General features: G+C 73.9%; 26 protein-coding genes, 1 pseudogene and 1 riboswitch. Of the genes and pseudogenes, 19 read left to right on the plus strand and 8 right to left on the minus strand.

The features are described from left to right. The first annotated feature begins 197 nt into the window (after positions 1-197). A riboswitch (FMN riboswitch) is annotated at positions 198-328 on the plus strand. A gap of 174 nt (positions 329-502) precedes the next feature. The 10 genes from IE326_RS32255 (at position 503) to IE326_RS32300 (ending at position 8,155) form a co-directional block, all read left to right on the plus strand. Next, positions 503-775, plus strand: a complete 273-nt coding sequence (locus IE326_RS32255; protein WP_190044020.1) for a hypothetical protein — start codon at positions 503-505, stop codon at positions 773-775. Positions 776-777: 2 nt separating this feature from the next. After that, a complete protein-coding gene (locus IE326_RS32260) occupies positions 778-1,386 on the plus strand; it encodes a riboflavin synthase (protein WP_150227221.1) in 609 nt (202 codons plus the stop codon). A gap of 44 nt (positions 1,387-1,430) precedes the next feature. Beyond that, complete coding sequence (locus IE326_RS32265) at positions 1,431-2,018, plus strand: nicotinamide mononucleotide transporter family protein (protein ID WP_190044265.1); 588 nt, start codon at positions 1,431-1,433, stop codon at positions 2,016-2,018. Continuing rightward, on the plus strand, positions 2,015-3,295 hold the full coding sequence (locus IE326_RS32270) for a bifunctional 3,4-dihydroxy-2-butanone-4-phosphate synthase/GTP cyclohydrolase II (protein WP_190044021.1): 1,281 nt from the start codon (positions 2,015-2,017) through the stop codon (positions 3,293-3,295). Before IE326_RS32265 ends, IE326_RS32270 begins: the two co-directional genes overlap by 4 nt. A 31-nt stretch (positions 3,296-3,326) precedes the next feature. Beyond that, positions 3,327-3,812 carry a 6,7-dimethyl-8-ribityllumazine synthase gene (gene ribH, locus IE326_RS32275; protein WP_189512609.1) on the plus strand — a complete coding sequence of 162 codons (486 nt, stop codon included), beginning with the start codon at positions 3,327-3,329 and terminating at the stop codon, positions 3,810-3,812. A 35-nt stretch (positions 3,813-3,847) separates the two neighbouring features. After that, a complete protein-coding gene (locus tag IE326_RS32280) occupies positions 3,848-4,129 on the plus strand; it encodes a phosphoribosyl-ATP diphosphatase (RefSeq protein WP_030745612.1) in 282 nt (93 codons plus the stop codon). 50 nt (positions 4,130-4,179) lie between these two features. Further along, the gene (gene hisG / locus IE326_RS32285; protein WP_150227218.1) at positions 4,180-5,028 is read left to right on the plus strand and encodes an ATP phosphoribosyltransferase; all 849 of its coding nucleotides are present in this window, start codon (positions 4,180-4,182) and stop codon (positions 5,026-5,028) included. A 37-nt stretch (positions 5,029-5,065) separates the two neighbouring features. Beyond that, positions 5,066-5,518: a PH domain-containing protein gene (locus IE326_RS32290; RefSeq protein WP_190044022.1), complete on the plus strand. Its 453-nt coding sequence runs from the start codon at positions 5,066-5,068 to the stop codon at positions 5,516-5,518. 244 nt (positions 5,519-5,762) lie between these two features. After that, positions 5,763-7,103, plus strand: a complete 1,341-nt coding sequence (locus IE326_RS32295) for a hemolysin family protein (RefSeq protein WP_190044023.1) — start codon at positions 5,763-5,765, stop codon at positions 7,101-7,103. Continuing rightward, the gene (locus tag IE326_RS32300) at positions 7,100-8,155 is read left to right on the plus strand and encodes a hemolysin family protein (protein WP_150227215.1); all 1,056 of its coding nucleotides are present in this window, start codon (positions 7,100-7,102) and stop codon (positions 8,153-8,155) included. The genes IE326_RS32295 and IE326_RS32300 overlap by 4 nt, the downstream gene beginning before the upstream one ends. A gap of 4 nt (positions 8,156-8,159) precedes the next feature. Here the strand turns inward: IE326_RS32300 and IE326_RS32305 are convergent, their stop codons facing one another. Both IE326_RS32305 and IE326_RS32310 read right to left on the minus strand, forming a co-directional pair. After that, the gene (locus tag IE326_RS32305; protein WP_190044024.1) at positions 8,160-10,082 is read right to left on the minus strand and encodes an AAA family ATPase; all 1,923 of its coding nucleotides are present in this window, start codon (positions 10,080-10,082) and stop codon (positions 8,160-8,162) included. 299 nt (positions 10,083-10,381) lie between these two features. After that, positions 10,382-11,020, minus strand: a complete 639-nt coding sequence (locus IE326_RS32310) for a uridine kinase family protein (protein WP_150227213.1) — start codon at positions 11,018-11,020, stop codon at positions 10,382-10,384. A 255-nt stretch (positions 11,021-11,275) separates the two neighbouring features. Here IE326_RS32310 and IE326_RS32315 point away from each other — a divergent pair, with 255 nt between their 5' ends. Continuing rightward, on the plus strand, positions 11,276-12,649 hold the full coding sequence (locus IE326_RS32315) for a C39 family peptidase (RefSeq protein ID WP_190044025.1): 1,374 nt from the start codon (positions 11,276-11,278) through the stop codon (positions 12,647-12,649). A 74-nt stretch (positions 12,650-12,723) separates the two neighbouring features. After that, on the plus strand, positions 12,724-12,879 hold the full coding sequence (locus IE326_RS32320; RefSeq protein WP_190044026.1) for an SCO1431 family membrane protein: 156 nt from the start codon (positions 12,724-12,726) through the stop codon (positions 12,877-12,879). Between the two features lie 15 nt (positions 12,880-12,894). Here IE326_RS32320 and IE326_RS41100 read toward each other — a convergent pair whose 3' ends face one another. Then, positions 12,895-13,377, minus strand: a complete 483-nt coding sequence (locus IE326_RS41100; protein WP_229915748.1) for a hypothetical protein — start codon at positions 13,375-13,377, stop codon at positions 12,895-12,897. Between the two features lie 204 nt (positions 13,378-13,581). Here IE326_RS41100 and IE326_RS32330 point away from each other — a divergent pair, with 204 nt between their 5' ends. Together IE326_RS32330 and IE326_RS32335 are read left to right on the plus strand one after the other, a co-directional pair. After that, positions 13,582-14,703, plus strand: coding sequence for an Rv3169 family protein (locus tag IE326_RS32330; protein WP_190044027.1), 1,122 nt, complete (start codon positions 13,582-13,584; stop codon positions 14,701-14,703). 54 nt (positions 14,704-14,757) lie between these two features. Continuing rightward, positions 14,758-15,861: a phosphotransferase family protein gene (locus tag IE326_RS32335; protein WP_190044028.1), complete on the plus strand. Its 1,104-nt coding sequence runs from the start codon at positions 14,758-14,760 to the stop codon at positions 15,859-15,861. A gap of 6 nt (positions 15,862-15,867) precedes the next feature. Here IE326_RS32335 and IE326_RS32340 read toward each other — a convergent pair whose 3' ends face one another. Further along, the gene (locus tag IE326_RS32340) at positions 15,868-16,236 is read right to left on the minus strand and encodes a hypothetical protein (protein ID WP_150227208.1); all 369 of its coding nucleotides are present in this window, start codon (positions 16,234-16,236) and stop codon (positions 15,868-15,870) included. 224 nt (positions 16,237-16,460) lie between these two features. On the opposite strand from IE326_RS32340, the gene IE326_RS32345 reads away from it, so the two are divergent. The 4 genes from IE326_RS32345 (at position 16,461) to fxsA (ending at position 20,448) form a co-directional block, all read left to right on the plus strand. Next, positions 16,461-16,901, plus strand: a complete 441-nt coding sequence (locus tag IE326_RS32345) for an Lrp/AsnC family transcriptional regulator (RefSeq protein WP_150227207.1) — start codon at positions 16,461-16,463, stop codon at positions 16,899-16,901. 10 nt (positions 16,902-16,911) lie between these two features. Then, positions 16,912-18,537 carry an amidohydrolase gene (locus IE326_RS32350; protein ID WP_190044029.1) on the plus strand — a complete coding sequence of 542 codons (1,626 nt, stop codon included), beginning with the start codon at positions 16,912-16,914 and terminating at the stop codon, positions 18,535-18,537. 443 nt (positions 18,538-18,980) lie between these two features. Beyond that, the gene (locus IE326_RS32355) at positions 18,981-19,757 is read left to right on the plus strand and encodes a polyprenol monophosphomannose synthase (protein WP_150227205.1); all 777 of its coding nucleotides are present in this window, start codon (positions 18,981-18,983) and stop codon (positions 19,755-19,757) included. A 94-nt stretch (positions 19,758-19,851) separates the two neighbouring features. Beyond that, positions 19,852-20,448 (plus strand): FxsA family membrane protein, encoded by a 597-nt coding sequence (gene fxsA / locus IE326_RS32360; RefSeq protein WP_190044030.1) that lies wholly within the window; start codon positions 19,852-19,854, stop codon positions 20,446-20,448. Between the two features lie 104 nt (positions 20,449-20,552). Here fxsA and IE326_RS32365 read toward each other — a convergent pair whose 3' ends face one another. From IE326_RS32365 to yczE, 4 genes and pseudogenes are all read right to left on the minus strand, one after another. Continuing rightward, positions 20,553-20,927, minus strand: a complete 375-nt coding sequence (locus tag IE326_RS32365; protein WP_026278069.1) for an RNA polymerase-binding protein RbpA — start codon at positions 20,925-20,927, stop codon at positions 20,553-20,555. Between the two features lie 255 nt (positions 20,928-21,182). Beyond that, the gene (locus IE326_RS32370; RefSeq protein ID WP_229915749.1) at positions 21,183-22,556 is read right to left on the minus strand and encodes an MFS transporter; all 1,374 of its coding nucleotides are present in this window, start codon (positions 22,554-22,556) and stop codon (positions 21,183-21,185) included. 50 nt (positions 22,557-22,606) lie between these two features. Next, positions 22,607-23,371 (minus strand): glycerophosphodiester phosphodiesterase family protein, encoded by a 765-nt coding sequence (locus IE326_RS32375; RefSeq protein WP_150227202.1) that lies wholly within the window; start codon positions 23,369-23,371, stop codon positions 22,607-22,609. Between the two features lie 167 nt (positions 23,372-23,538). Then, a pseudogene (gene yczE / locus IE326_RS32380) lies at positions 23,539-24,246 on the minus strand (membrane protein YczE); the annotation flags it as partial. A 133-nt stretch (positions 24,247-24,379) separates the two neighbouring features. Between yczE and IE326_RS32385 the strand changes: the two are divergent. Further along, entirely contained in the window at positions 24,380-25,879 is a 1,500-nt protein-coding gene (locus tag IE326_RS32385) for an SCO1417 family PLP biosynthesis transcription factor (RefSeq protein ID WP_150227201.1), read from the plus strand. The last annotated feature ends 87 nt before the right edge of the window (positions 25,880-25,966 follow it).

Raw genomic sequence — 25,966 nt, forward strand, 5'->3', positions numbered from 1 at the left:
GGTGGTACGTGTTGGGCCCGTGGCGTGCGCACACCGCCGGGCCGTTCCTCGGAGGTGACACGGACATTAAGAGGACTAGACCAGTGCGTCAATAGGTCTGGACCAACGGAAGATTCCGTGGGACCGTGTGAGTCATCGCACAGGGAGCGTGCGCATGACCGTTGACACGGCGTGGCACACTGGCCCTGTATCAGCAGCAGCGCACTCCGGGGTCGGTGTAATTCCGAACCGGCGGTATAGTCCGCGACCCGTCCGCAAGCCAGCGGCCGGTTGACCAGGTGAGATTCCTGGACCGACGGTGAAAGTCCGGATGGGAGGCAGTGCGCGGCGGGCGACCCCCGACAGGGGTGTGCCGGCCGTACGTCCGCTGGTCGCCGCGATCCGTCGCCGGCGCACCCGTGGATCTCCGGCCGTACCGGCATACCCCCTGCGCGGCGGCGTACCCGCTCTCTGTCGTCCAGACAGGCCCCGGAGTCCGTGCCCGAAGAGGCAGGAGGACCCGGTGGGCCGGCACGACAGCACCACCCTCACCGCCGCCACGCGGCGCCCCGCGGAGCCCGTGGCCCGCGCGGCCGGTTCCCCCCGCGCCGAGGCCCGTGCCCCGCGCCCCGGGACCGGCACCCTCCCCTCCCCCGACGGCACGCCGCGCCCGGACGCCCCCGCGGGCGCCGGAATCACCAGCCCCACGCGCGTGTTGCGGCTCGACGTCATCGAGACCGCACGCATCGGATCCGATATCCGCTTCCCCGCCGTCCCGACCGTCAAGGGAGCCTGACCGTGTTCACCGGAATCGTCGAAGAACTGGGCGAGGTCGTCGCCGTCGAGCAGCTGGAGGACGCCTCCCGCTTCCGGCTGCGCGGCCCCCTGGTCACGGAAGGCGCCCGGCACGGCGACTCCATCGCCGTCAACGGTGTCTGTCTCACGGTCGTCGAGTCCGGCGACGGCGAGTTCACCGCCGACGTCATGGCCGAGACCCTCAGGCGGTCCAGCCTCGGCGCCCTCGAACCCGGCTCCCGGGTCAACCTGGAGCGCCCCATGGCCGTCGGCGGCCGGCTCGGCGGACACATCGTCCAGGGCCACGTGGACGGCACCGGCACCGTCCTGGAGCGCACCCCCTCCGAGCACTGGGAGCTGGTCAGGGTCGGCCTCCCCGCCGCGCTCGCCCGCTACGTCGTCGAGAAGGGCTCGATCACGGTCGACGGCGTCAGCCTCACCGTCGTCGAGGTCGGCGACGACTGGTTCACCATCAGCCTCATCCCCACCACCCTCGCCCTGACCACGCTGGGCCACAAGGGCCCCGGCGCCCCGGTCAACCTCGAAGTGGACGTCATCGCCAAGTACGTCGAGCGGCTGCTCGGCCCGAACGCACAGGAGACCGGCAAGTGAACTGGCTCAACTCCGAGGCGTTCGCCGTCTTCGGCCAGCACATCATGTGGTCCGACATGCTCGGCAACGTCATCGGCCTCATAGCCCTGGCCCTCGGCTGGCGCCGCTCCATCCTCACCTGGCCCGCCCAGCTCCTCTCCGGCCTGATCCTGGTCGGCGCCTACGCCTCCGCCCACCTCGCCGGCGGCGTCGGCAAGCAGCTCCTCGTCATCGGCGTCGCCGCCTGGGGCTGGTGGCAGTGGAACCGGGGCCGGCAGCAGGCCCAGGACGGCTCCATCGCCGTCCGCTTCGCCACCTGGAGGGAGCGCGGCGCCCTCGCCGGCGGCGCCCTCCTCGGCACCCTCGCCGTCGGCGGGCTCTTCACCCTCTTCCCGTCGCTCTCCTGGAGCCCGTGGGCCGACGCGTACATCTTCGTCGGCACCCTCGTCGCGATGGTCGCCCAGGCCCGCGGGCTGGTCGAGTTCTGGTTCGCCTGGCTCCTCGTCGACCTCGTCGGCGTCCCGCTCGCCTTCAGCAGCGGCCTCGCCTTCTCCGGCCTCGTCTACGTCGTCTACTTCGCCCTCGTCCTGTGGGGCATGCGCGACTGGTGGCTCCGGTCCCGCACCCCCGTCCTGGAAGGAGCCCCCGCATGAACAGCGCCCCGTCCGTCTGGGACACCGAGGACCTCGCCCTCGACCCCGTCGAGCAGGCGATCCGCGACATCGCCGCCGGCCGCCCCGTCGTCGTCGTCGACGACGAGGACCGCGAGAACGAGGGCGACCTCGTCATCGCCGCCGAGAAGGCCACCCCCGAGGTCGTCGCCTTCATGATGAGCGAGTGCCGCGGCCTGATCTGCGCCCCCATGGAGGACGCGGAGCTGGAGCGGCTCCGCCTCCCGCAGATGGTCGAGCACAACACCGAGTCGATGCGGACCGCCTTCACCGTCTCCGTCGACGCGGGCCCCGAGCACGGCGTCACCACCGGCATCTCCGCCGCCGACCGCGCCACCACCCTCCGGATGCTCGCGAGCGGCCGCCACGAGCCCTCCGACTTCGTCCGCCCCGGCCACGTCTTCCCGCTGCGCGCCCGCGAGGGCGGGGTCCTCGCCCGCCCCGGGCACACCGAGGCCGCCGTCGACCTCGCCCGTCTCGCGGGCCTGCGCCCGGCCGGCGCGATCGTCGAGATCGCCGGCGAGGACGGCGTGATGCTCCGCCTGCCGGAGCTGATCCCCTTCGCCCGCAAGCACGGCCTGACGATCATCTCCATCGAGGACCTGATCGCCTACCGCCGCTCCGCCGAGCCCACCGTCCGCCGCGAGGCCGAGGTCCACCTCCCCACCGCCCACGGCGACTTCACCGCCTACGGCTACCGCTCCACCGTCGACGGCGTCGAGCACGTCGCCCTCGTCCACGGCGAGCTCGGCGACGGCACCGGCGTCCTCGTCCGCGTCCACTCCGAATGCCTCACCGGCGACGTCTTCCACTCGCTGCGCTGCGACTGCGGCCCCCAGCTCCAGGCGTCCATGGACCGCATCCAGGAGGCCGGCCGCGGCGTCGTCGTCTACCTCCGCGGCCACGAGGGACGCGGCATCGGCCTGCTCTCCAAGCTGCGCGCGTACGAGCTCCAGGAACGCGGCCGCGACACCCTCGACGCCAACCTGGAGCTCGGGCTCCCCGCCGACGCCCGCGACTACGCGGCCGGCGCGCAGATCCTCGGTGACCTCGGCGTCCGCAGCCTCCGGCTGATGACCAACAACCCCGACAAGGTCGACGCCCTCACCCGGCACGGCCTCGTCGTCGAGGGCCGGGAGCCCATGCCGGTCCAGGCCGGCGAGCACAACCTCCGCTACCTGCGCACCAAGCGGGACCGGATGGGCCACGACCTGCCCTGGCTGGACGGCTCCCCGGCCTCCACCTGCGGCAACCAGTAACCACGTACGTACGAAACCGGCTAGGAGAGACATGAGCGGCAAGGGCGCACCCGTCCTCAGCGTGAAGAACTGCGGCGACCTCCGGGTCGCGGTCATCGCGGCGCAGTGGCACGAGAAGATCATGGACGGCCTCGTCGACGGCGCCCTGCGCGCCCTCGCCGAGCTCGGCATCGACGAGCCGACGCTGCTGCGCGTCCCCGGCAGCTTCGAACTCCCGGTCGTGGCGAAGGTCCTCGCGGGCCGCGGCTACGATGCCATCGTGGCGCTCGGCGTCGTCATCCGCGGCGGAACGCCGCACTTCGAGTACGTGTGCCAGGGCGTCACCCACGGCCTCACCCAGGTCTCGATCGACACCGGCGTACCCGTCGGATTCGGCGTCCTCACCGTCGACAACGAGGAACAGGCGCTCGACCGCGCGGGCCTCGAAGGATCCTCCGAGGACAAGGGTCACGAAGCGGTCACCGCCGCCGTCGCCACCGCCACCACCCTGCGGACGGTCAGCGAACCCTGGCGCTAGTGACGCGACCCTCACCCCGTACCCTTAGGACCATCATGGCGAACGAAACCCGAAAGAGCTTCGAAGAGCTCTTCTCCGAGCTCAAGCTCAAGGCAGAGACCGGCGACCCGGCCACCTCCCGCACCGCGGAACTGGTGGGCAAGGGCGTCCACGCCATCGGCAAGAAGGTCGTCGAGGAGGCCGCCGAGGTCTGGATGGCCGCCGAGTACGAGGGCAAGGAAGCCGCCGCCGAGGAGATCTCGCAGCTGCTGTACCACGTCCAGGTGATGATGGTCGCCCGCGGGATCTCGCTCGACGACGTCTACGCCCACCTCTGAGCACACGCACATCCCCCTCCCCAGAACTCCAGACAAAGGAAGCTGACCCCATGCTGCGCATCGCCGTCCCGAACAAGGGTTCCCTCTCCGGACCTGCGTCGGCCATGCTCCATGAGGCCGGCTACCGCCAGCGCAAGGAGTCCAAGGAGCTGGTGGTCATCGACCCCGACAACGAGGTCGAGTTCTTCTACCTGCGGCCGAAGGACATCGCCATCTACGTGGCCTCCGGCAAGCTGGACATCGGCATCACCGGCCGTGACCTGCTGCTGGACTCCGGCGCCAGCGCCGAGGAGATCCTCCCGCTGAACTTCGGCCGCTCCACCTTCCGCTACGCCACCCGCCCGGGCACCGCCAAGGGCCCGGAGGACTTCGGCGGCATGACGATCGCCACCTCCTACGAGGGCATCGTCGCCAAGCACCTCGCCGACCTGGGTCTGGACGCCTCCGTCGTCCACCTGGACGGCGCCGTCGAGACCGCGATCCAGCTGGGCGTCGCCCAGATCATCGCGGACGTCGTCGAGACCGGCACCAGCCTGCGCAACGCCGGCCTGGAGGTCATTGGCGAGCCGATCCTGAAGTCCGAGGCGGTCGTGATCCGCCGCCACGGCGCCGAGGCCGACCACCCGCAGGTCCAGCAGTTCCTGCGCCGCCTCCAGGGCGTCCTCGTCGCCCGCAGCTACGTGATGATGGACTACGACTGCCGCGCCGAGCACCTGGAGCAGGCCGTCGCCCTCACCCCGGGCCTGGAGTCGCCGACCGTCTCCCCGCTGCACAACGAGGGCTGGGTCGCCGTCCGCGCGATGGTCCCCGCCAAGGACGCGCAGCGGATCATGGACGACCTGTACGAACTGGGCGCCCGCGCGATCCTCACCACCGCGATCCACGCCTGCCGCCTCTGATCCCCCTCCGCACCGCACCTGGCACCGAGGTACCCCGATGTCCGAGTCGTCCACGCCCTCCCTCCCGGTCACCTTCCGGCCGGGCCGCACCCGCGCCGTCCTGCTGACCGTGGGCCTCGCCATGTTCGCGGCGATCACCGCCGTGGCGCTGATGCTGGAACGGCTCGGACCGGGGGAGCGGGTCAGCTTCGTCTTCACCGCCGCCCTCTTCCTCGGCGTGCTGGTGCTGCTGAGCCGCCCCAAGGTCGTCGCCGACGACGAGGGCGTCACGGTCGTCAACATCACCCGCACCCGGCGCCTCGCCTGGGCGGAGATCCTCCGCGTCAATCTCCGCCCGGGCGACCCGTGGGTCTTCCTCGACCTCAGCGACGGCACCAGCCTGCCGGCCCTCGGCATCCAGCCGGGCGTCGCCAAGGAGTCCGCGATCAGGGACGCCCGCGCCCTGCGGGCCCTCGCGGACAGCCGCGGCACCGGGGTCGAGACGGCCTGAACCCCGGGGCGGACGTCAGGGCCGACCCCGGTCCGTCCCCCATCCGGGGCGTCCCCCCTGCCGTACGGGGCACGTGCGTGACTAATCTGGAGGCGGTGGTGCCGAGCGCACCACCGCCTCGCGCACGTACGGAGCCGCCGCCGGCGGCCGGCGAGGCCCCCCTTCGACCCGAGGAGTGACTCCCTCCGGCAATGGACGGATCGTCCGGTAGTACCCGCGCCGCCCCCTCTTCGGAGGCGGCGGCATGATCGTCTCCCTCCTGCCGCTTCTCGCGGCCTTCCTGCTCATCCTGGCCAACGGCTTCTTCGTCGCCGCCGAGTTCGGTCTCGTGACCGTCGAGCGCGCCGAGGCCGAGCGCGCCGCGGCCGCCGGCGACCGGCGCGCCCGCACCGTCGTGACGGCGCTGCGCGAGCTGTCCTTCCAGCTCTCCGGCACCCAGCTGGGCATCACCCTCACCTCGCTCGTCGTCGGCATGCTCGCCGAGCCCGCGCTCGCCTCGCTGCTGCGCCCCCCGCTCACCGCCACCGGGCTCCCCCCGGGCGCGGTCTCCGGGGTCGCCGTGGTGGTCGGCATGCTGCTCGCCTCGGCCGTCCAGATGGTCGTCGGCGAGCTGGTCCCCAAGAACTGGGCGGTCTCCCGGCCGCTCCAGGTCGCCCGCTTCGTCGCTGCCCCGCAGCGCCGCTTCTCCGCCGCCTTCCGGCCGGTGATCGCCCTGCTCAACCGGGTGGCGAACGGACTCGTCCGCTCCCTGGGCGTGGAGCCCACCGAGGAGCTGGACTCGGTCCGCACCCCCGGCGAGCTGGAATCCCTCGCCCGGCACTCGGCCCGGGCCGGCGCCCTCGAACAGGACACCGCCGACCTCTTCGTACGGACCCTGTCCCTCGCCGGCCTCACCGCCGAGCAGGTCATGACCCCGCGCGTGAAGGTCAGCGCCCTCCAGTGGGACGCCACCGCCGCCGACGTCCTCAACCTCACCCGGGCCACCGGCCTCTCGCGCTTCCCGGTCTACCGGGACCGCATCGACGAGGTCGTCGGCATGGTCCACCTCAAGGACGCGCTCGCCGTTGCCCCCGAGGCCCGGCCGCGCACCCCCGTGGGACGGATCGCGCTCCCGCCGCTCCTCGTCCCCGAGACCCTGCCCGTCCAGGCCCTCCTGGAGCGGCTGCGCCGCGAGCAGCCGATCGCCGTCGTCGTCGACGAGTACGGCGGCACGGCCGGCGTGGTCACCCTGGAGGACATCGTCGAGGAACTCGTCGGCGAGGTCCGCGACGAGCACGACACCGCCGCCGACGCCCGCCCCGAGCTGGCCGCCGCGCCCGCCGAGGACGGCCGTCCCGCCTGGGAGGCCGACGGCTCCTGCCGGGTCCACACCCTGCGCCGGATAGGACTCGACGTGCCGGACGGCCCGTACGAGACCGTCGCCGGGCTCGTCGCCGACCTGCTCGGCCGGATCCCGGCCCCGGGCGACCGGGCCGAACTCCCCGGCTGGCGGCTCTCGGTGCGCCGCGTCGACCGCTTCCGGGCCGAACGGGTCCGGATCGTGCGCACCGCCCCGGTGCCGATGGCGGCGGAGGCGGTCCGATGAGCACCCTCCAGCTCCTCCTGGCCCTCCTCCTCGTCCTGGCCAACGGCTTCTTCGTCGGCGCCGAGTTCGCGCTCGTCTCCGTCCGCCGCAGCCAGATCGAGCCGCTGGGCGGCGCCCGCGCCGCACAGGTGCTGTACGGCCTGGAGAACCTGCCGCGGATGATGGCGGCGGCCCAGTTCGGCATCACCGTCTGCTCGCTCACGCTCGGCGCGGTCGCCGAACCGACCGTCGCCCACCTCCTCGAACCGGCCTTCCACGCCGTCGGCGTCCCGGCCGGGCTCATCCACCCGCTCGGCTACGTGATCGCCCTCGCCGCGGTCGTCTTCCTCCACCTCGTCATCGGCGAGATGGTGCCGAAGAACCTGGCGATGGCGGCGCCCGAGCGGACCGCGCTCCTGCTCGCCCCCGGCCTGGTCGGCTTCGCCCGGCTCTGCCGGCCGGTGACGGCCGCCCTGGGGGCCTGCTCCCGGCTGGTCCTGCGGGTCTTCGGCGTCGAGCCGAAGGACGAGGTCGAGGCCGTCTTCACCTCCGCCCAGCTCGGGCGGCTCGTCGAGGACGCCGGCCAGGCCGGGCTCCTCGACCCGGCCGAGCAGGAGCGCCTGGAGGACGCCCTGGAGCTGGGCAGCCGCCCCGTCGCCGACGTCCTCATCCCGGCCTCCGCGCTCGTCACCGTCCCGCCGTCGGCGACCCCGAGGCAGATCGAGGAACTGACCGTGCGGACCGGCTACTCGCGCTTCCCGGTCCGCGCCGAAGGCCACGGGCAGGACGTCTTCCTGGGCTTCGTGCACGTGAAGGACGTCCTGGACGCGGAGGAGCGGGAGCGGGCGGTGCCGCAGCAGCTGTGGCGCCCGATGGCGACGCTCCGCGCCGAACTGCCGCTCGACGACGCCCTCACCGTGATGCGCCGGGCCGCGACCCACCTCGCGCAGGTCTCCGACGCCTCCGGCCGGGTCCTCGGCCTGGTCGCCCTGGAGGACGTCCTGGAGATGCTGGTGGGCGAGGTCCGCGACCCCGCCCACCGCCTGGGGCCCGCCCCGGCGCCCGTCGCCTGACGGGTCAGAAGGGCGGTTCCTGCTGGGGGCCGCGGTCCGCCGGACCGCGGCCCGACAGCACCTCCCCGTACGCCTGCATGAGGTCCGCGAGCCGCAGCGTGGCCAGGTCCTCGCGGCTGAGCGGGCCGCTGTAGCCGGAGAGCCGCAGGTCCCGGTAGGCGCAGGACTTCTCGTACAGGGTGCGCAGGAAGCGGCCGTTGCCCAGCTCGTCGATCCAGCCCTGCTCGACGACGTGCGCGCTGATCGAGCGCAGTTCCTCCAGCGACTCCTCGTCCCAGCCGTCGCCGTTGGCCGAGGCCAGCACCTCGCCGATCGCGGTCAGTTCGAGCGGCCGGTACGAGGGGAAGTCGACCCGGGTGGTGAAGCGGGAGGAGAGTCCGGGGTTGGCGGCGAGCAGCCGGTCCATGCCCTCGGGGTACCCCGCCAGGATGACCACCAGGTGGTCCCGGTTGTCCTCGGCCCGCTTCAGCAGCACCTGGAGGGCCTCGTCGCCGTAGGCGTCGCCCTTGCTGTAGCCGGAGTTGGAGAGCGCGTACGCCTCGTCCACGAAGAGCACCCCGCCGACCGCCGAGTCGATCAGCTCGTTCGCCTTCACCGCGGTCTGGCCGAGGAACTCGCCGACCAGGTCGGCCCGTTGGGCCTCCACCAGATGGTCCCCGCCGAGCAGGCCGAGGGCGTAGAAGACCCGGCCCAGGATCCGCGCCACCGTCGTCTTGCCGGTGCCGGAGGGCCCGGAGAAGACGAAGTGCCGCTTCGGCGGCTGGACCGGAAGCCCCTGGCCGGCCCGCAGCCGGGCCATCTCCAGCTGTGCCGACAGCGCCTTGACCTGACGCTTCACCGGTTCCATCCCGACCATGCCCTCCAGCTCGGCGAGGGCCTCGGCGAGCAGCGCGGGATCGGTCGGGCCGGCCGGGAAGCGCGGCGGGCCCGGCTGGGCGGGCACCGGGGAGCTGTGGCGCACGACCTCCCGGGGCGCGGCCGGCGCGCCGGGAGGCACCGGGTCGGGGGAGAGGCGCAGCCCGTCGCCGCCGAGGCCGCCGGTCTCCGGCTCGGGCCCGGGGGCGGTCTCCGTGCCGTCCTGGCCGGAGCCGCCGCCCGCGTGCGGGCCGAGGGCGACGGTGGCGAGACCGGCCTGCTCGTCCATGCCGTCGAGCCCGTCGAAGCCGTCGTACTCGGCGATGGCGGCGAGCCGGGCGGCGGTGTCCATGAACGCCGGGTCGACGCGGTGCACCGCCCGGTAGAGGGGGAGGGCGGCGGCGCTGCGGCCGGTGCCCTCGTGGGCCCGGGCGAGCCAGTAGCGCAGCTCCTTGCGCTGCGGCTGCTCGCTGCGGCAGCGCATCAGCGCCGCCGAGAGCAGCGGCTCGGCCTGCCCGTACATCTCCAGGCGCACCCGGGCCATGCCGCCGAAGAGACCGGCCTCGATGCCGAGCAGCGGGTCGTCCACGAGCGTCTCGGTGTGCCGGACCAGCTGCTCCCAGTCCTTGACCAGATAGGCGCGGCAGGCGTGCAGGAAGCGGACCTGGGGGTCGGTGTCGACCGGCGGCAGCTCGGCGAGCGCCCGGTCGAGCTCCGGCACGTGCCGCCCGTCGAGCCAGTGCGAGGCGTGCGCGAGCAGCAGGTCGCGCGGGCTCTCCAGGACGGGTTGCACCCACCAGCCGAGCCAGTACCAGGAGTTGAGGGTGCGGCGGTGCCGGGCGCGCTGTTCGCCGAAGCGCTCGCGGTTGCGGTACATGCGCAGCAGCGCGGTCGTCGTGTCCACCCGGAGCGCGTGCAGCCCCAGCCAGGCGTCCGCCATGCCGGGGTCGACCCGCACCGCGGCCCGGAACTCCTCCTCGGCCTGCGGATAGGCGCCCATGGTGTAGGCGTCCACTCCGCGCAGCCAGGCGAGCTCCGCGGGGGCCTGCGGGCCCTGCGTGCCGATGTCCATCGGGTCCCCCACAACCGTCGGCGTATGGACGGGATTTGACCGCACCTGCGGGCATCGTACCTGCGCAGGGGCGGTGCGCTTAAGGAGAAGCGCAAGATCCGGAATCGGTGACCCTGGGTGAGCGCGCGGGGCCAGGAAGGGGCCGGCGGGGGCGCGGAGGGCAGAACGAAGCCCCCGATCACGGGGGAACAACCGGGGGCTTCGTGTCCGCGGCGGCTGTCGAAAAGCCGCACATTCAGAACGTAAGACCTGTACGCCCCCCGGGTCAAGCAGAGTTGAGGCACTTGCGGAGGCGGAATTCAGGGGACTCGGTCCACCGCCAACACGCCGTCACGGTGGGTGATGATCTGGTCCGCGCCCGCTGTCACACCGGGCCCGGGGAGCCAGTCGTAACCCTTCTCCCGCTCCCGTACCAGGGTGTCGGCGAAGGGACGCGACGGATCTTCGGCGAAATGGCGAGTCTCCGCCACCTCCCAGCCGTCCCAGAACTCCGCCTGCTCCGGTCCGTCGCGGTGCCGGCCCCGGGCCCAGGACGCCCCGGCCGGCCGCTCCATCCACAGCAGCCACGCCAGGTGCGGGCGCAGCGCCCGCCGCCCCGCCCCCACGCCCTCCACCAGCACCACCGGCGCCGGGGGCAGCTCCCGCCCGGGGCCGAAGCCCCGCAGGGTCCAGTCGTACGGGCGGTAGCGCGCGGCCCGGCCGCGCTCCAGCGGTTCGAGGACCTGCTCGCGCAGCCGCCCGGTCCACGCGAAGAGCTCCTCGTGGGTGGCGAGGTCGTCGAGCCGCAGCACGGGGGCGCCGCCGAGCGCGGCGGCGAGCCGGCGGGCGAGGGTGGACTTGCCGGAGCCGGCGTGACCGTCGACGGCGACGAGCCGCACCGGCCCCAGCGAGGGCGGCAGCCGGAGCAGCGCGCGGGCCGCGCGGTCGAGGTCGTCCATGCGCCTCACCCTAGGGGGTGAACGGCAAGGGGCGCCGGGCCGGGCCGGGCGGCGGCGGACCGGACACCGGGGCCGGGCGGGCCGGGGGCCGTGCGTACCGCCGCAGGTCAGCGTGGTGCCGCCGTCAGTGGTCCACACCCATGTCGGTGGCGGCGACGCGGGCCGAAGTGCTGGCGAAGGCCCCGCCGAGCCGGGATAGTGGGCCCGCGCAGCCCCGCCCGATCGCCGTCCCGTCCTCGACTGGGGGTCCTCGCCATGCCCGGATCAGCCTCACGCCGGACCGTCCTCGCCGCGGCGCTCGCGGCCGCCGCGGGCACCTCCGCGACAGCGCCCGCCGCCGCCTCGGAACGGGGCGCCGCGCCAGGACCCGTACCGGAACCCGCACCCGCCCCCACCCCCGAGACCGTCGCCAACCGCTTCTGGTCCACCTACACCGACTGGCGCTCCGGGGACGCCGAGGGCACCCGGGCCGTCGCCGGGCCCCGCCCCGGCCTGGTCCTGGACACCCCCCTGGGCCGTACCGACCACACCGACCCGCACACCGGGACGACCTCCGCCTGGGAGTACGCCCGCTGGACCTCGCCCGTGCACGTCCCGGCCGTGCCCGCGACCGAGGCGATCGCCTCCTGGAACGCCCGGACCCCGGCCGGCACCTGGATCCAGGTCGAGCTGTCCGGCACGTACTCCGACGGCACGGACACCCCGTGGTTCGTGATGGGCCGGTGGGCCTCCGGCGACACCGACATCCGGCGGACCTCGGTGGACGACCAGACCGACGGCCGGAGCAGCGTCTGGACGGACACCTTCGCCGTCGACGACCCGGCGAGCGGCCTCCGCCTCGCCGCGTACCGGCTGCGGCTCACCCTCCACCGCCGCCCCGGCACCACCCTCACGCCCACGGTGTGGCGGGTCGGCGCGATGGCCTCGGACGTGCCCGACCGGTTCACCGTCCCGGCCTCCGCGCCCGGCCTCGCCCGCGAGCTGACCGTCCCCCGTTATTCGCAGAACACCCACGTCGGCCAGTACCCCGAGTACGACAACGGCGGCGAGGCGTGGTGCAGCCCGACCTCCTCCCAGATGATCGTCGAGTACTGGGGCCGCCGCCCCTCCGCCGGGGACCTGGCCTGGGTGAACCCCGACTATGCCGATCCCCAGGTCTGTCACGCCGCCCGGCACACCTACGACCACCAGTACCAGGGCTGCGGAAACTGGCCCTTCAACGCCGCCTACGCCGCCTCCTACCCCGGCCTGAACGCCGTGGTGACCCGGCTCCGCTCCCTCACCGACCTGGAGACCCTGATCCGGGCCGGCATCCCGGCCATCACCTCCCAGTCCTTCCGGAAGGAGGAGCTGACCGGCGCCGGCTACGGCACCTCCGGCCACCTGATGACGGTCATCGGCTTCACCGCCGACGGCGACGTGATCGCCAACGACCCCGCCTCCCCGGACAACGAGGCGGTCCGCCGGGTCTACCTCCGGCGCGAGTGGGAGAACATCTGGCTGCGGACCAAGCGGTACAACGCGAGCGGGAAAGTGGTGTCCGGCACAGGAGGGGTCTGCTACCTGTACTTCCCCGACCGGCCGACTCCCGCGCAGCGCAAGGCGCTTCGGGCCGTCGGCGTGCTCTGAGCGGACGGGGGGCGGGCCGGGGGTGTGAGGAACGTCTCTGGTCCGGGGGCGCCGGGTGGCTCATGGTGGTGGGCATGAGCGCCACCACCACCCTCGCGGCCCGTCTGTCCTCACGCACGCGCACCGGCGGGCCCCGGGACGACCGGGGTCCCGAGATCCTGGAGCACGTCCTCGGCTGGACCCTCGTCGTCCTCCTCGCCGTCCTGGTCACCCGCGCGGGCCTCATGTGACCCGGAAGGCGCTGCCTACCCCCTCGGGACCAGGACCCCGCTGACCCGGACCGTCCGGTCGGCCCAGACGGGCCCCGCGGCCAGCCGCGTCCACTCGGCGTCCCGGCGCCCCGGCAGGGTGCGCCCCTGGTCGGCCCAGAGCGCGTACAGCGCCCGGTAGATCGGCGGGTCGGGATGCACCTGCACGGGGACCGGCGCGGGCAGCGGTGCCGGTGCCGGTACGGACGGGGGTGCGGCCACGGGGGCGGGCGCCGGTACGGGGCCCTGGGCGGCGGCCGGGGGCGGCACCGGCGCGACGACCGTGGGGGTGGGCGCGGCGGGTGCGGGAGCCTGGGCCTGCGCCGGGGCAGGGGCCTGCGCGGGGACCGGGGGCTGCGCGGGGGCGTCGCCGGGCGGGGCCGAAGCCTCCGGGATCCGATGAAGAACCGATTCTTCATCGCGCGAGTCGGCCTGCCGATGCCGACCGACTCCGCTGGGTGTGGAGTACAGCGTGGTCATGACCGGACCAACGCGCTCCGGCCCGCCCGGGTCACCGCCGGACGGATTCGAGCGACAGTTCGTCCTTTACCCGGTCCTTATGTGGGCCCCGCGCGCCTCTCCCGCGGTCCCGTCCGCGCCCCCGTCCGCCCGGCGCACGCCTCTGGCCCTCGCGCAGATGGCTGACGTACCGTCAGATCTTCTTCGACGACCAGGAGGTCAGCCGTGGACGACGACCGGCCCGTCGCGCTCGACGAATACCCCGTGCACCAGGCCCCGCTGTCGATGAAGCACCACGTCAGCGGCGACCGGAACGCCTACGACCGCTGCATCTTCCACGTCTTCGACCACGCGGGCCGCGCCCTGCTCATCGCCGGGCTCGGCGTCTACCCCAACACCGGCGTCATCGACGCGTACGCCACCCTGCGCACCGGCGACCGGCTGCACGCCGTCCGCGCCTCCGACGCACTCGGCGACGACCGGATGCGCCTGGAGGTCGGACCGCTGCGGATCACCGTCGACGAGCCGCTGAAGCGCTTCACCCTGAGCTGCGCCGCCGATCCGGCCGACCCCGACGGGCTCTCCTTCGACCTCGCCTGGACCGGCGACTTCCCGGCCGTCTGGGAGCCCCACCACCTCCAGCGCACCGGCGGCCGGCTCACCCTCGAAGGACGCCGCTTCGTCCAGGCCGGGCGGTGCGCCGGCACCGTCCGGGCGGGCGGCGAGCGCTTCGAGGTGACGGCGGGGGAGTGGACCGGGACCCGCGACCGCAGCTGGGGCGTCCGCCCGATCCCCGGCGAGGAGCCGGGCCGGGCCGCCGAGTCCCGCCCCGAGGGCTTCCACTGGCTCTGGATCCCCATGCGCTTCGAGGACCGCTTCCTGATGGTCGTCGCCCAGGAGGACGCCGACGGCCACCGCACCCTCAACCAGGCCCTGCTGGTCCGCGACGGCCACCGGGACGTCCAGCTCGGCTGGCCCCGCACGGAGATCGCGTACCGCCCCGGCACCCGCCACCCCGAGAGCGCCGTGATCCACCTCGCCGAACCCACCGGCAAGCCCCTGGAGATCGGCGTCGAGGTCCTCGCCTCCTCCCCGCTCGCGATCGGCGCCGGCTACCCGCCGGCCGGCGACTGGCAGCACGGCACCTGGCAGGGCCGCGGCTGGACCGACCGCCGCGTCTACGACCTGTCCGACCCGGCCGCCCACCCGCTCGCCGCCCACGGCGTCACCGACCACTCCGCCCGCTTCACCCTCGACGGCCGCACCGGCCACGGCATCTTCGAGCACGGCTCCTTCGGCCGCCACGACCCCAGCGGCTTCACCGGCTTCGGCTCCACGGCCCCCTGAGACCGGCGCGCCCCGTCCCGGAGGAGAACCGAGCCCAGGAAACAGGAGGCACCCATGGCCACCGCGCCCCGCCCCCGCACCACCACCCGCGACCCCGGGGAACTGGCCGCCCGGCTCACCGCCTGGCTGGACGGCCGGCTGCCCGGCGCCACGGTCTCCGGCCTCGCCGTCCCCGGCTCCAACGGCATGTCCAGCGAGACCCTGCTCTTCGACCTGGAGCACCCGGACGCCCCCGTGCGCGGCTGCGCCCTGCGGCTGGCCGCCGACCCCGCCGCGTACACCGTCTTCCCGGTCTACGACATGGCCCGCCAGCACCGCGTGATGGGGCTCGTCGCCGAGCACACCGACGTGCCCGTCCCCCGCGTGCTGTGGCTGGAGGAGGACCCCGGGCCGCTCGGCGCGCCCTTCTTCGTGATGGCCCGCGCCGAGGGCCGCGTCCCGCCGGACGTCATGCCCTACACGTACGAGGGGAACTGGCTGCACGCCGCCACCGACGCCCAACGGGACTTCCTGGAGGCGGAGTCGGTGGGGATCCTGGCGCGGCTCCACGACGGCTTCCCGGCGAAGGAGGCCGAGTTCCTGCTGCCCGGGGGCGCGGGCAGCCCGCTGCGCCGGCACGTCGACGCCCAACGCGCCTACTACGTTTGGGTGGTGGAGGGGCTCGCGCCCTCGCCGCTCATCGAGGCGGCCTTCGCCCGGCTGGAGGAGCTCTGGCCGGACGACGAGGGTCCCGCGGTGCTCTGCTGGGGCGACGCCCGGATCGGGAACATCGTCTACGACGGCTTCGCCCCCGCCGCCGTCCTCGACTGGGAGATGGCGGCCTGCGCGCCCCGCGAGGTCGACCTCGGCTGGACCGTCTACCTGCACCGCTTCTTCCAGGACCTGACCGTGGGCTTCGGCCAGCCGGGGCTGCCCGGGTTCCTGCGCCGGGAGGCGGTCGAGCGGCGGTACGCCGAACTGACCGGGCACGTCCCGCGCGCGATGGACTTCCACACCCTGTACGCGGCGCTGCGGCACGCGATCGTCATGCTGAGGATCGCGTACCGCCAGGCGTACTTCGGCGAGGTCGAGGTCCCCGCGGACCCCGACCGGCTCATCCTGCACCACGCCGCCCTCGCGGCGATGGTGCGCGGGGACTACTGGACCGGCGAGGAATAGCCCGGCTCAGGCCGCGCGGCGCAGCTGCGCCGCGCGGATCGGGCGCGAGCCCGGACCGCCGATGTGTGAGAAGGGCTGCGTCCGCCAGTCGAGGCCCTGGGGGAGCGTCAGCAGGAGCGCGGTGTCCTGCTCCTGCACCTCCGCGCCCTCGTCGGCGGAGCCCGCCTCACCGGCGGACCGGCCGGTGCCGGCACAGACCGTCAGGGTGAAGGGGTTCCACGGAGACGGGCACAGCGCGTGCTCCGGCAGCTCCTCCTCGTCCGCGAGGAGCGCGATCGGCTGCTCGCACTCCGGGCAGACCACCCGGTACATCTCGAAGGTGTCGTACGCGTCGAACTCCTCGGACGGTTCGACGGAATCAACGGGCTCCTGCATGGAGAACTCCCCCTAGGACAGGTCGGCCGATGCGGTGCGGCCGGAACCACAGCAAGCCCTTCCCATGCGGGACTCCGCATAATCGTGAGCCGCCCCCCGATGCCCGACGCAAACCTGTGGCGTTCGTCACATGCCTGTCGCAGGTGCCTCGTGACCGCCCATAGCGGCCCATACGGCACGCACCCGGCTGGGCCCGGGACCCTTCGGCGCAATAGGGTCTGCGCATGGAGGAGCTGGATCGTCAGATCGTCGAATTGCTCGTCAAGGACGGGCGCATGAGCTACACCGACCTGGGCAAGGCCACCGGCCTGTCCACGTCGGCCGTGCATCAGCGCGTCCGCCGGCTGGAGCAGCGCGGTGTCATCCGCGGCTATGCCGCCGTCGTCGACCCGGAGGCGGTGGGCCTCCCGCTGACCGCCTTCATCTCGGTCAAACCCTTCGACCCCAGTGCCCCCGACGACACGCCGGACCGGCTCGCCGACATCCCCGAGATCGAGGCCTGCCACAGCGTCGCGGGCGAGGAGAACTACATCCTCAAGGTCCGCGTCGCCACCCCCCTGGAGCTGGAGCACCTGCTCGGCCGCATCCGCTCCCAGGCCCACGTCGCCAGCCGCACCACCGTCGTCCTGTCCACCCCGTACGAAGCCAGGCCGCCGCGCATTTAGCCTGGTGGGCATGAGTGAAAGCCTGAACCCCGGCGAACACCGCACCGTGCTCCTGCGGGGCGGAGAAGTCCACAGTCCCGCCGACCCCTTCGCCACCGCCATGGTGGTGGAGCGCGGTCACATCGCCTGGGTCGGCGAGGAGGGGGCGGCCGACGCCTTCGCCGCGGGCGTGGACGAGGTGATCGACCTGGAGGGCGCGCTCGTCACCCCGGCCTTCGTGGACGCCCACGTCCACACCACGGCCACCGGCTTCGCGCTCACCGGCCTCGACCTCTCCGCCGCCGCCTCGCTCGCCGAGGCGGCGGAGCTGATCCGCGCCCACGCCGCCGCCCGCCCCGGGGACCGCATCCTCATCGGGCACGGCTGGGACGCCTCCCGCTGGCCCGAGCGCCGCGCCCCGCGCCGCGACGAGCTCGACGGCCTGACGGGCGGCCGCCCGCTCTACCTCACCCGGATCGACGTCCACTCCGCCGTCGTCACCACCGCCCTGCTCGACCTCGTCCCGGGCGTCCGGGACCTCGACGGCTTCCGCGACGGCGAGCCGCTCACCGGCGACGCCCACCACGCGGTCCGCGCCGCCGCCTTCGCCGCCGTCTCCCCGGAGCAGCGCACCGGCGCCCAGCGCGCCGCCCGCGCGCACGCCGCCTCCCTCGGCATCGGCACCCTGCACGAGTGCGGCGGCCCGCAGATCTCCTCCGAGGACGACTTCACCGGCCTGCTGGACCTCGCCCGCAGCGAGCCCGGCCCCCGGATCGTCGGCTACTGGGCCGACCTGGACGTCGAGCGGGCCCGCGCGCTCGGCGCCCTCGGCGCGGCCGGCGACCTCTTCGCCGACGGCTCGCTGGGCTCGCACACCGCCTGCCTCCACGAGCCGTACGCGGACTCCGCGGGCCTCACGGGCTCCGCCCACCTGGACGCGGACACCGTCGCCGCCCACGTCGTGGCCTGCACCGAGGCGGGCCTCCAGGCCGGCTTCCACGCCATCGGCGACGCCGCCGTCACCGCCGTCACGGACGGCGTGCGGGCCGCCGCCGAGAAGCTCGGCCTCGCCCGGATCCGGGCCGCCCGGCACCGCGTGGAGCACGCCGAGATGCTCACCCCCGAGACGATCGCCGCCTTCGCCGAGTTCGGCCTCACCGCCTCCGTCCAGCCCGCCTTCGACGCCCTGTGGGGTGGCGAGGAGGGCATGTACGCCGAACGCCTCGGCGCGGAGCGGGCCAGGACCCTCAACCCCTACGCGGCCCTGCTGCGGGCCGGCGTGCCGCTCGCCTTCGGCTCCGACAGCCCGGTCACCCCGCTCGACCCGTGGGGGACCGTCCGGGCCGCCGCCTTCCACCGCACCCCCGAGCACCGCGTCTCGGTCCGGGCCGCCTTCACCGCCCACACCCGCGGCGGCTGGCGCGCGACCGGCCGGGACGACGCCGGCACGCTCGTGCCCGGCGCCCCCGCCGACTACGCGGTCTGGCGCACCGGCGACCTGGTGGTCCAGGCGCCCGACGACCGGGTGGCCCGTTGGTCCACCGACCCGCGCTCCGGAACGCCCGGCCTGCCCGATCTGTCCCCCGGCGCCGACCTTCCCGTCTGCCTGCGGACCGTGGTGCACGGACAGACGGTTTTCGTACGTCCGAACGAGTGATGTCGGGTTGACGGCCACCCGGACGTACGCACCGGAGGGTTCTCCCCGACCTGCGGATCCTCCGGCCCGGCCTGCGGTTTCTCCCGAACCCCGCAGGTCAAGCGGGTATTGACAGGCGACCGCCATGGGCGGGTAGGTTCTCCGCGTCCACCACAGGACGTCCGACCGGACCACGCCCCCTCGCCCGCGCCGACCGCCGCCCGCGCCTCGGCCGCGAGGGAAGGTTTCGCCGGCGGAAGGTGCGACCCGGGTGGGGCCCGGACGTTCAGTAGACAACGGCCTTCGGCCGATCCGCAGCCAGCGGGTCCCGGGTCGGACCGAAGGACGTCGGGCCCCGCACCGCACCCGCCCCCGCGTCGCGCGTCTCACACCACCCGCAGGACCGGACCACACCGGAGACCTCGCTAAGGTGGGGGCCTGTGTCTGTATCCGAAGGGGCAGTAGTGAACGACGGTGGCGTGAGGCGTTACGGCCCGCTCGGCAAGGCTTTGGTGATCATTCCGACCTACAACGAGGCGGACAACATCAGGCCGATCGTCTCGCGCGTGCGGGAGGCCGTGCCGGAGGCGCACGTGCTCGTCGCCGACGACAACAGCCCCGACGGCACGGGCAAGTTCGCCGACGAGCTCGCGGCCGACGACGACCACGTCCACGTCCTGCACCGCAAGGGCAAGGAAGGACTGGGCGCCGCCTACCTCGCCGGCTTCCGCTGGGGCATCGACCACGGCTTCGACGTCCTCGTCGAGATGGACGCCGACGGCTCCCACCAGCCCGAGGAGCTGCCCCGGCTGCTCACCGCGCTGAAGGGCGCCGACCTGGTCCTCGGCTCCCGCTGGGTGCCGGGCGGCCGGATCGTGAACTGGCCGAAGTCCCGCGAGTTCATCTCCCGCGGCGGCAGCCTGTACTCCCGCGTCATGCTCGACGTCCCCATCCGCGACGTCACCGGCGGCTACCGGGCCTTCCGCAAGGAGACCCTGGAGGGCCTGGGCCTGGAGAACGTCGCCTCCGCGGGCTACTGCTTCCAGGTCGACCTGGCCCGCCGGGCCGTCGCCGCCGGCTTCCACGTCGTGGAGGTCCCCATCACCTTCGTCGAGCGCGAGATCGGCGACTCCAAGATGAGCCGCAACATCGTGGTCGAGGCCCTGTGGCGGGTCACCGGCTGGGGCCTCACCGCCCGGGCCGAGAAGGTCTCGAAGCTCCTCGGCCGCAAGAACGGCTGACCCCCGGCACCCAGGGCCCGGACCGCTCCGCGCGTTCCGGGCCCTGATCTTCTCCTTACGGCGTTCCCACGGCGCGCCAGGCACACTGGACGGCATGACCACCGGCGCACCGCCCCCTCACGCACCCAAGCGCTCCCGTGCGCGCACCTTCCTCCCGCTGGGCGTCGCCGCCTGGCTGGTCCTGGAGATCTGGCTGCTCACCGTCGTGGCGAACGCGGCGGGCGGCCTGACCGTGCTGCTGCTCCTCGTCGGCGGCGCCGTCCTCGGCGCGACCGTCGTCAAGCGGGCCGGCCGGCGGGCCTTCGCCAACCTGACCGACACCTTCCAGCAGGCCCAGGCCGCCGCGCGGAGCGGTACGGCTCCGGACCCGGCCGACCGGAAGGGCGCCGGCGACCGCAACGGCTTCCTGATGCTCGGAGGCCTGCTCCTGATGATCCCCGGTCTGATCTCCGACGCCGCCGGCCTGCTGCTCCTGGTGCCCCAGGTCCGCGCCGCCCTCGGGCGCGCCGCGGAGCGGGCCGTCGAGCGCCGGATGGCCGCCGCGCCCCCCGGAAGCCTCCAGGACGCCTTCCAGCAGGCCCGCATCCACCGCCCGGACGGGAAGGTGGTCCAGGGCGAGGTCGTCCGCGACGACGCCCCCCAGGGCCCGTACGGCCCCGCCGGCGGGCAGCACCCGCCCCTGATGCCCTGACCCGGCCGCGCCCGGGACCCGGAAAGGGTCCCGGGAACACGCCGAGGGGCCCGGTACACGGATCGTGTACCGGGCCCCTCGGCGTCGCTGCGCCGCGCGGTCCGTCAGGCGGACTTGCGGCTGTCGCGCGGATGCACCGCGATGTTCATGGCGCCGGAACGCAGGACGGCCAGCCTCTCGGCGAGGACCTCCTCCAGCTCCTCACGGGTGCGCCGCTCCATGAGCATGTCCCAGTGCGTACGCGCAGGCTTGCCCTTCTTCTCCTCGGGTCCGTCGCCGTCCACCAGAAGCGCCTGGCTTCCGCAGACCTTGCATTCCCACTCCGGCGGAATCTCCGCCTCCACCGAGAAGGGCATCTCAAAACGATGGCCCTTCTCGCATGCGTACTCCACGGCCTGGCGCGGGGCCAGATCGATGCCGCGGTCGGTCTCGTAGCTGGTCACCACGAGGCGCGTGCCGCGAAGAGCTCGCTCACTCATGAATCGTGCCTCCCGGGCTTGTCGCCCACAGGACAGGTGTCGCTGTCGTCGTCATCCGGTCAACGTCCGGTCGGCGATAAAGATTCCCGTTCCCGGTCATGCGTCGCCCGTCGTGCCGCCCCTTGTTGTACCCACCGGTGCCCGTTTTGTCACATCTGGAGAGAGATATGACGTAACGTCTTCACCAAAGCAGCACGCAGTAACGGTCCGCCTGGCAGGCCAAACGCGTACACTACCGGCCTTTCACTTCCGCGTCTAAATTCGGTCCGGCACGGCGTTCCCCGCCTCCCTCGCCGCCTCCCGTACGGGTACCCGCGCGAGCAGGACGAAACCGGCCACGAAGAAGATCACCAGGGAGATGATGGCAGCTCGGTAGCTTCCGGTCAGCTGGTTCACGAGTCCGAACACGAGGGGGCCGAGCCAGCTCAGTCCCCGGTCGCTCAGTTCGTACGCCGAGAAGTACTCCGCCTCCTTGCCCTCCGGCACCGTGTGGGAGAACAGCGAGCGGGACAGGGCCTGCGTGCCGCCCATCACCAGGCCGATGGCCGCCGCCAGGAAGTAGAAGAAGACCGGCGCCCCGGCGGGCAGGAGGTAGCCCGCCAGCAGGATGAACGTCCACACGACCAGGGCGCCCAGGATCGTCCGCTTGGCCCCGTGCGTCCGGGCGAGCCGGCCCATCGCGAGCGCCCCGGCCACCGCGAGCACCTGCACCAGCAGCACCGCCGTGATGAGGGTGGTCTTCCCCAGCCCCAGCTCGTTCTCGCCGAAGACGGCCGCCTGGGAGATCACCGTCTGGACCCCGTCGTTGTAGACCAGGTAGGCGAGCAGGAAGGCGAGCGTCTTCGGGTGGTTGCGCATGTCCGTGAGCGTCGCCCGCAGCTGGCGCCAGCCACCGCCCACCGCCCCCCGCGGTGCCTCCCCGCCGCCGGCCGGGGGCGGCAGCCGCCGGTCGCGCAGCCGCCGCAGCGGGATCAGGGCGAAGGCGCCCCACCACAGGCCCGCGGAGGCCAGGCAGATGCGGACGGCCTCGCCCTCGCCGAGGCCGAAGGAGTCGTGGGCCGAGTACAGGACGAGGTTGAGCACCAGCACCAGGGCGCCCGAGGTGTAGCCGAAGGCCCAGCCCCGCGAGGAGACGGCGTCCCGCTCCTCCGGCTCCGAGATCTGGGGCAGGTAGGAGTTGTAGAGCATCATCGAGACGGCCAGCGCCGCGTTCGCCACGACCAGCAGGAGGGCGCCCAGCAGATAGCGGTCGTCCTTCAGGAAGAACATGCAGGTCGTCGCGCCGGCCCCGACGTAGGCGGACGCCGCGAGCAGCGGCTTCTTCCGGCCCTGGCGGTCGGCCGCCGCGCTGACCAGCGGCATCGCCACGATCGCCACCACGAGCGAGGCCGACACCGCGTAGGCGAAGAGCGAGTCGACGTGGATCGGGATGCCGAGGGGGCGGACGTGGTCCCCGCCGTGGGCCGCCGTCTTCGCCAGGGAGTTCAGGTACGGCCCCAGGAAGACGGTCACGACGCTGGTCGAGTAGACCGAGCAGGCGAAGTCGTAGAAGTACCAGCCGCGCTGTTCCCGCAGGCGCCCGGCAGGATCGGTGATGGGCCCCTCGGGCCCGGTCGTCTCGGCGGTCAAGGCCGTACGCCCCCCTCGTTCGTCCCCGTTCCCGGGACGCCCGCCCGGCCTCAGACCCATGCCCCGCGGGCGGTGAGGACCTCGCGCAGCGTCTCCAGATGATCGGTCATGATGCCATCGACCCCCAGGTCGAGGAGAGAGTCCATGCGCTCCGGATCGTTCACGGTCCACACGTGGACCTGGAGCCCGCGCGCGTGGGCCGCCCGGACGAAGCGGCGGTCCACCACGCGGACCCCGCCCTGCGTCTCGGGGACCTGCGCGGCCACCGCGCCGGAGCGCAGCGGGGCCGGGAGGCCGAGCGAGCGCATCCGGAGGGCGGCGACGCCGGTCACGCCGTACGAGGTGGCCAGCCGGGGCCCGGCGAGCCGCTGGGCCCGCGCGATGCGGGCCTCGGTGAAGGAGCTGACCAGGACCCGGTCCCAGGCGCCGGTCCGGGAGATCAGGTCCACCAGCGGGGCGAGCGCCGACTCGGCCTTGAGGTCCACGTTCCAGCGGGCCTCGGGGAACTCCTGGAGCAGGTCCTCGAAGAGCGGCAGCGGCTCCTGGCCGGCCACCCGGGCCTCCCGGACCGCCGCCCACGGCAGGTCGCGGATCCGGCCCGAGCCGTCCGTCACCCGGTCCAGGGTCGCGTCGTGGAAGGCGACGAGCACCCCGTCGGCCGTCGTGTGCACGTCGGTCTCGAAGTAGCGGTAGCCGGCCGCCGCGGCCCGGCGGAAGGCGGCCGCGGTGTTCTCCAGGCCGTCCGCCGTACCGCCCCGGTGGGCGAAGGGCAGCGGCAGCGGGTGGTCGAGGTAGGGATGGCGTACGCGAGTCACCGCCGCAGTATGGCGCCTTCCGGTGTCCCCGCGGCGTCGGCGGCGTCGACGGCGGCCGGCTCGGGGGTGGACACGGGGGCGGGTCCGGATGCGGGGACGGGCGCGGGTCCGGCGGCGGACAGCGGGCCGGTGGGGGACGCGGAACTGGCGGCGGGCGTGGCATCGATGCCGGGCGTGGGGGCGGTGTCGGACCTCGGCCCGGTGGTGGGCGTGGGGCCGGTGCCGGACGCGGGCCCGGTGTCGGACGCGGGCCCGGTGGCGGGCGTCGGCTCCGGGACGGCGAAGAAGCGGAGGAAGAACTGGGCCAGCGGGCCGATCGCCAGCGCGTAGAGGACCGTGCCGACGCCCACCGAGCCGCCGAGCAGGAAGCCGGTGGCCACCACCGCGACCTCGATCAGGGTCCGCACCAGCCGGATCGACCGGCCGGTCGCCCGGTGCAGTCCGGTCATCAGGCCGTCGCGCGGGCCCGGGCCGAAGCGGGCCGCGATGTACAGGCCGGTCGCCAGGCCGTTCAGCACGATGCCCAGGGCCATGAGGGCGACCCGGGCCGGCAGCCCGTGGGCCTCCGGGAGCAGTGCCAGGGTGCCGTCCATCGCCAGGCCGACCACGAACACGTTGGAGACCGTGCCCAGGCCGGGCCGCTGCCGGATCGGGATCCACAGCAGCAGCACGATCGCCCCGACGACGATCGACACCACGCCGATCGTCAGCCCGGTCAGCTCGGACAGGCCCTGGTGGAGCACGTTCCACGGCTCCATGCCGAGCCCCGCGCGGACCAGGAGGGCCGAGCTGACGCCGTAGAGGGTCAGGCCGGCGTAGAGCTGGACGAGCCGGCGGGTCAGGTGCCGGCCGCGGGCGCCGGAGGCGATGGACATGGGAGTGCCCCCCTGGGGTGGTGACGGGTGTGGAACGCGGCCCGGTGTGGTGACGGTGGACCGACCCATGACACTCTGTGGCGGGAGAACGGATGCCAACCATGGCCAATTCGACGAAGGTGGACTGATTTCCATGGCTCAGTGGACCTCGGCCGTCGGGGCCGCCCAGCTCGCGCGGCAGCTCCAGGCGCAGCAGCCCCGGCCGGCGGGCCCCGGCACCCGGAAGCCGCCCGCCTACCGCGCCCTCGCCGACGGCATCCGGCTGCTCGTCCTGGAGGGCCGGGTGCCGGTCGCCGCCCGGCTGCCCGCCGAGCGCGAACTCGCCCTCGCCCTCACCGTCAGCCGCACCACCGTGGCCGCCGCCTACGAGGCGCTGCGCACCGAGGGCTTCCTGGAGTCCCGGCGCGGCGCCGGCAGCTGGACCGCCGTCCCGGCCGGGAACCCGCTTCCCGCGCGGGGGCTCGAACCGCTGCCCCCGGAGGCCCTCGGCTCCCTCATCGACCTCGGCTGCGCCGCCCTGCCCGCGCCCGAGCCCTGGCTGACCCGCAGCGTCCAGGGAGCCCTGGAGGAGCTGCCGCCGTACGCGCACACCCACGGCGACTACCCGGCCGGACTGCCCGCGCTGCGCGCCACGCTCGCCGAGCGCTACACCGCCCGCGGCATCCCGACCATGCCCGAACAGATCATGGTCACCACCGGCGCCATGGGCGCCATCGACGCGATCTGCCACCTCTTCGCCGGGCGCGGCGAGCGGATCGCCGTCGAGTCCCCCTCGTACGCCAACATCCTCCAGCTGATGCGGGAGGCCGGCGCCCGGCTGGTCCCCGTCGCCATGTCCGAGGGGCTCGGCAGCTGGGACCTGGGCCGCTGGCGCCAGGTGCTGCGCGACGCCGCGCCCCGCCTCGCGTACGTCGTCGCCGACTTCCACAACCCGACCGGCGCCCTCGCCGACGAGGACCAGCGGCGGCGGCTCGTGGAGGCCGCCCGCGCGGCCGGCACGGTCCTCGTCGTCGACGAGACCATGACCGAGCTCCACCTCGACGACGACGTGGAGATGCCCCGGCCGGTCTGCGCCTTCGACCCGGCCGGTTCCACCGTCCTCACCGTCGGCTCGGCCAGCAAGGCGTTCTGGGCGGGCATGCGGATCGGCTGGGTCCGCGCCGCGCCCGACGTCATCCGCTCCCTGGTCGCCGCCCGCGCCTACGCCGACCTGGGCACCCCCGTCCTGGAGCAGCTCGGCGTCAACTGGCTGATGCGCACCGGCGGATGGGAGGAGGCGGTCGGCCTGCGCCGGGCGCAGGCCCGGGAGAACCGGGACGCGCTCGTCGCCGCCGTCCGCAGGGAGCTGCCGGAGTGGGAGTTCGAGGTGCCGAAGGGCGGCCTGACGCTCTGGGTGCGCACCGGCGGGCTGTCCGGCTCCCGGCTCGCCGAGGCGGGCGAGCGGGTCGGCGTCCGCGTGCCCTCCGGCCCCCGCTTCGGCGTCGACGGCGCCTTCGAGGGGTACGTGCGGCTGCCCTTCACCGTCGGCGGCCCGGTCGCCGACGAGGCCGCGGCCCGGCTCGCCGCCGCCGCCCGGCTGGTGGAGTCGGGACTCGGCGGGGGAGCGGAACCCCTGAGGACCTTCGTGGCCTGAGGACGGGCGCCCGCCCCCCACGCGCGCGTGGACACGGCGGAGGGCCGGATCCGCCCGCACGCGCGCGTGGCCGCGCAGGGGGGCGGG

The organism is Streptomyces filamentosus (assembly GCF_014654895.1).
Lineage (GTDB): Bacteria > Actinomycetota > Actinomycetes > Streptomycetales > Streptomycetaceae > Streptomyces > Streptomyces filamentosus.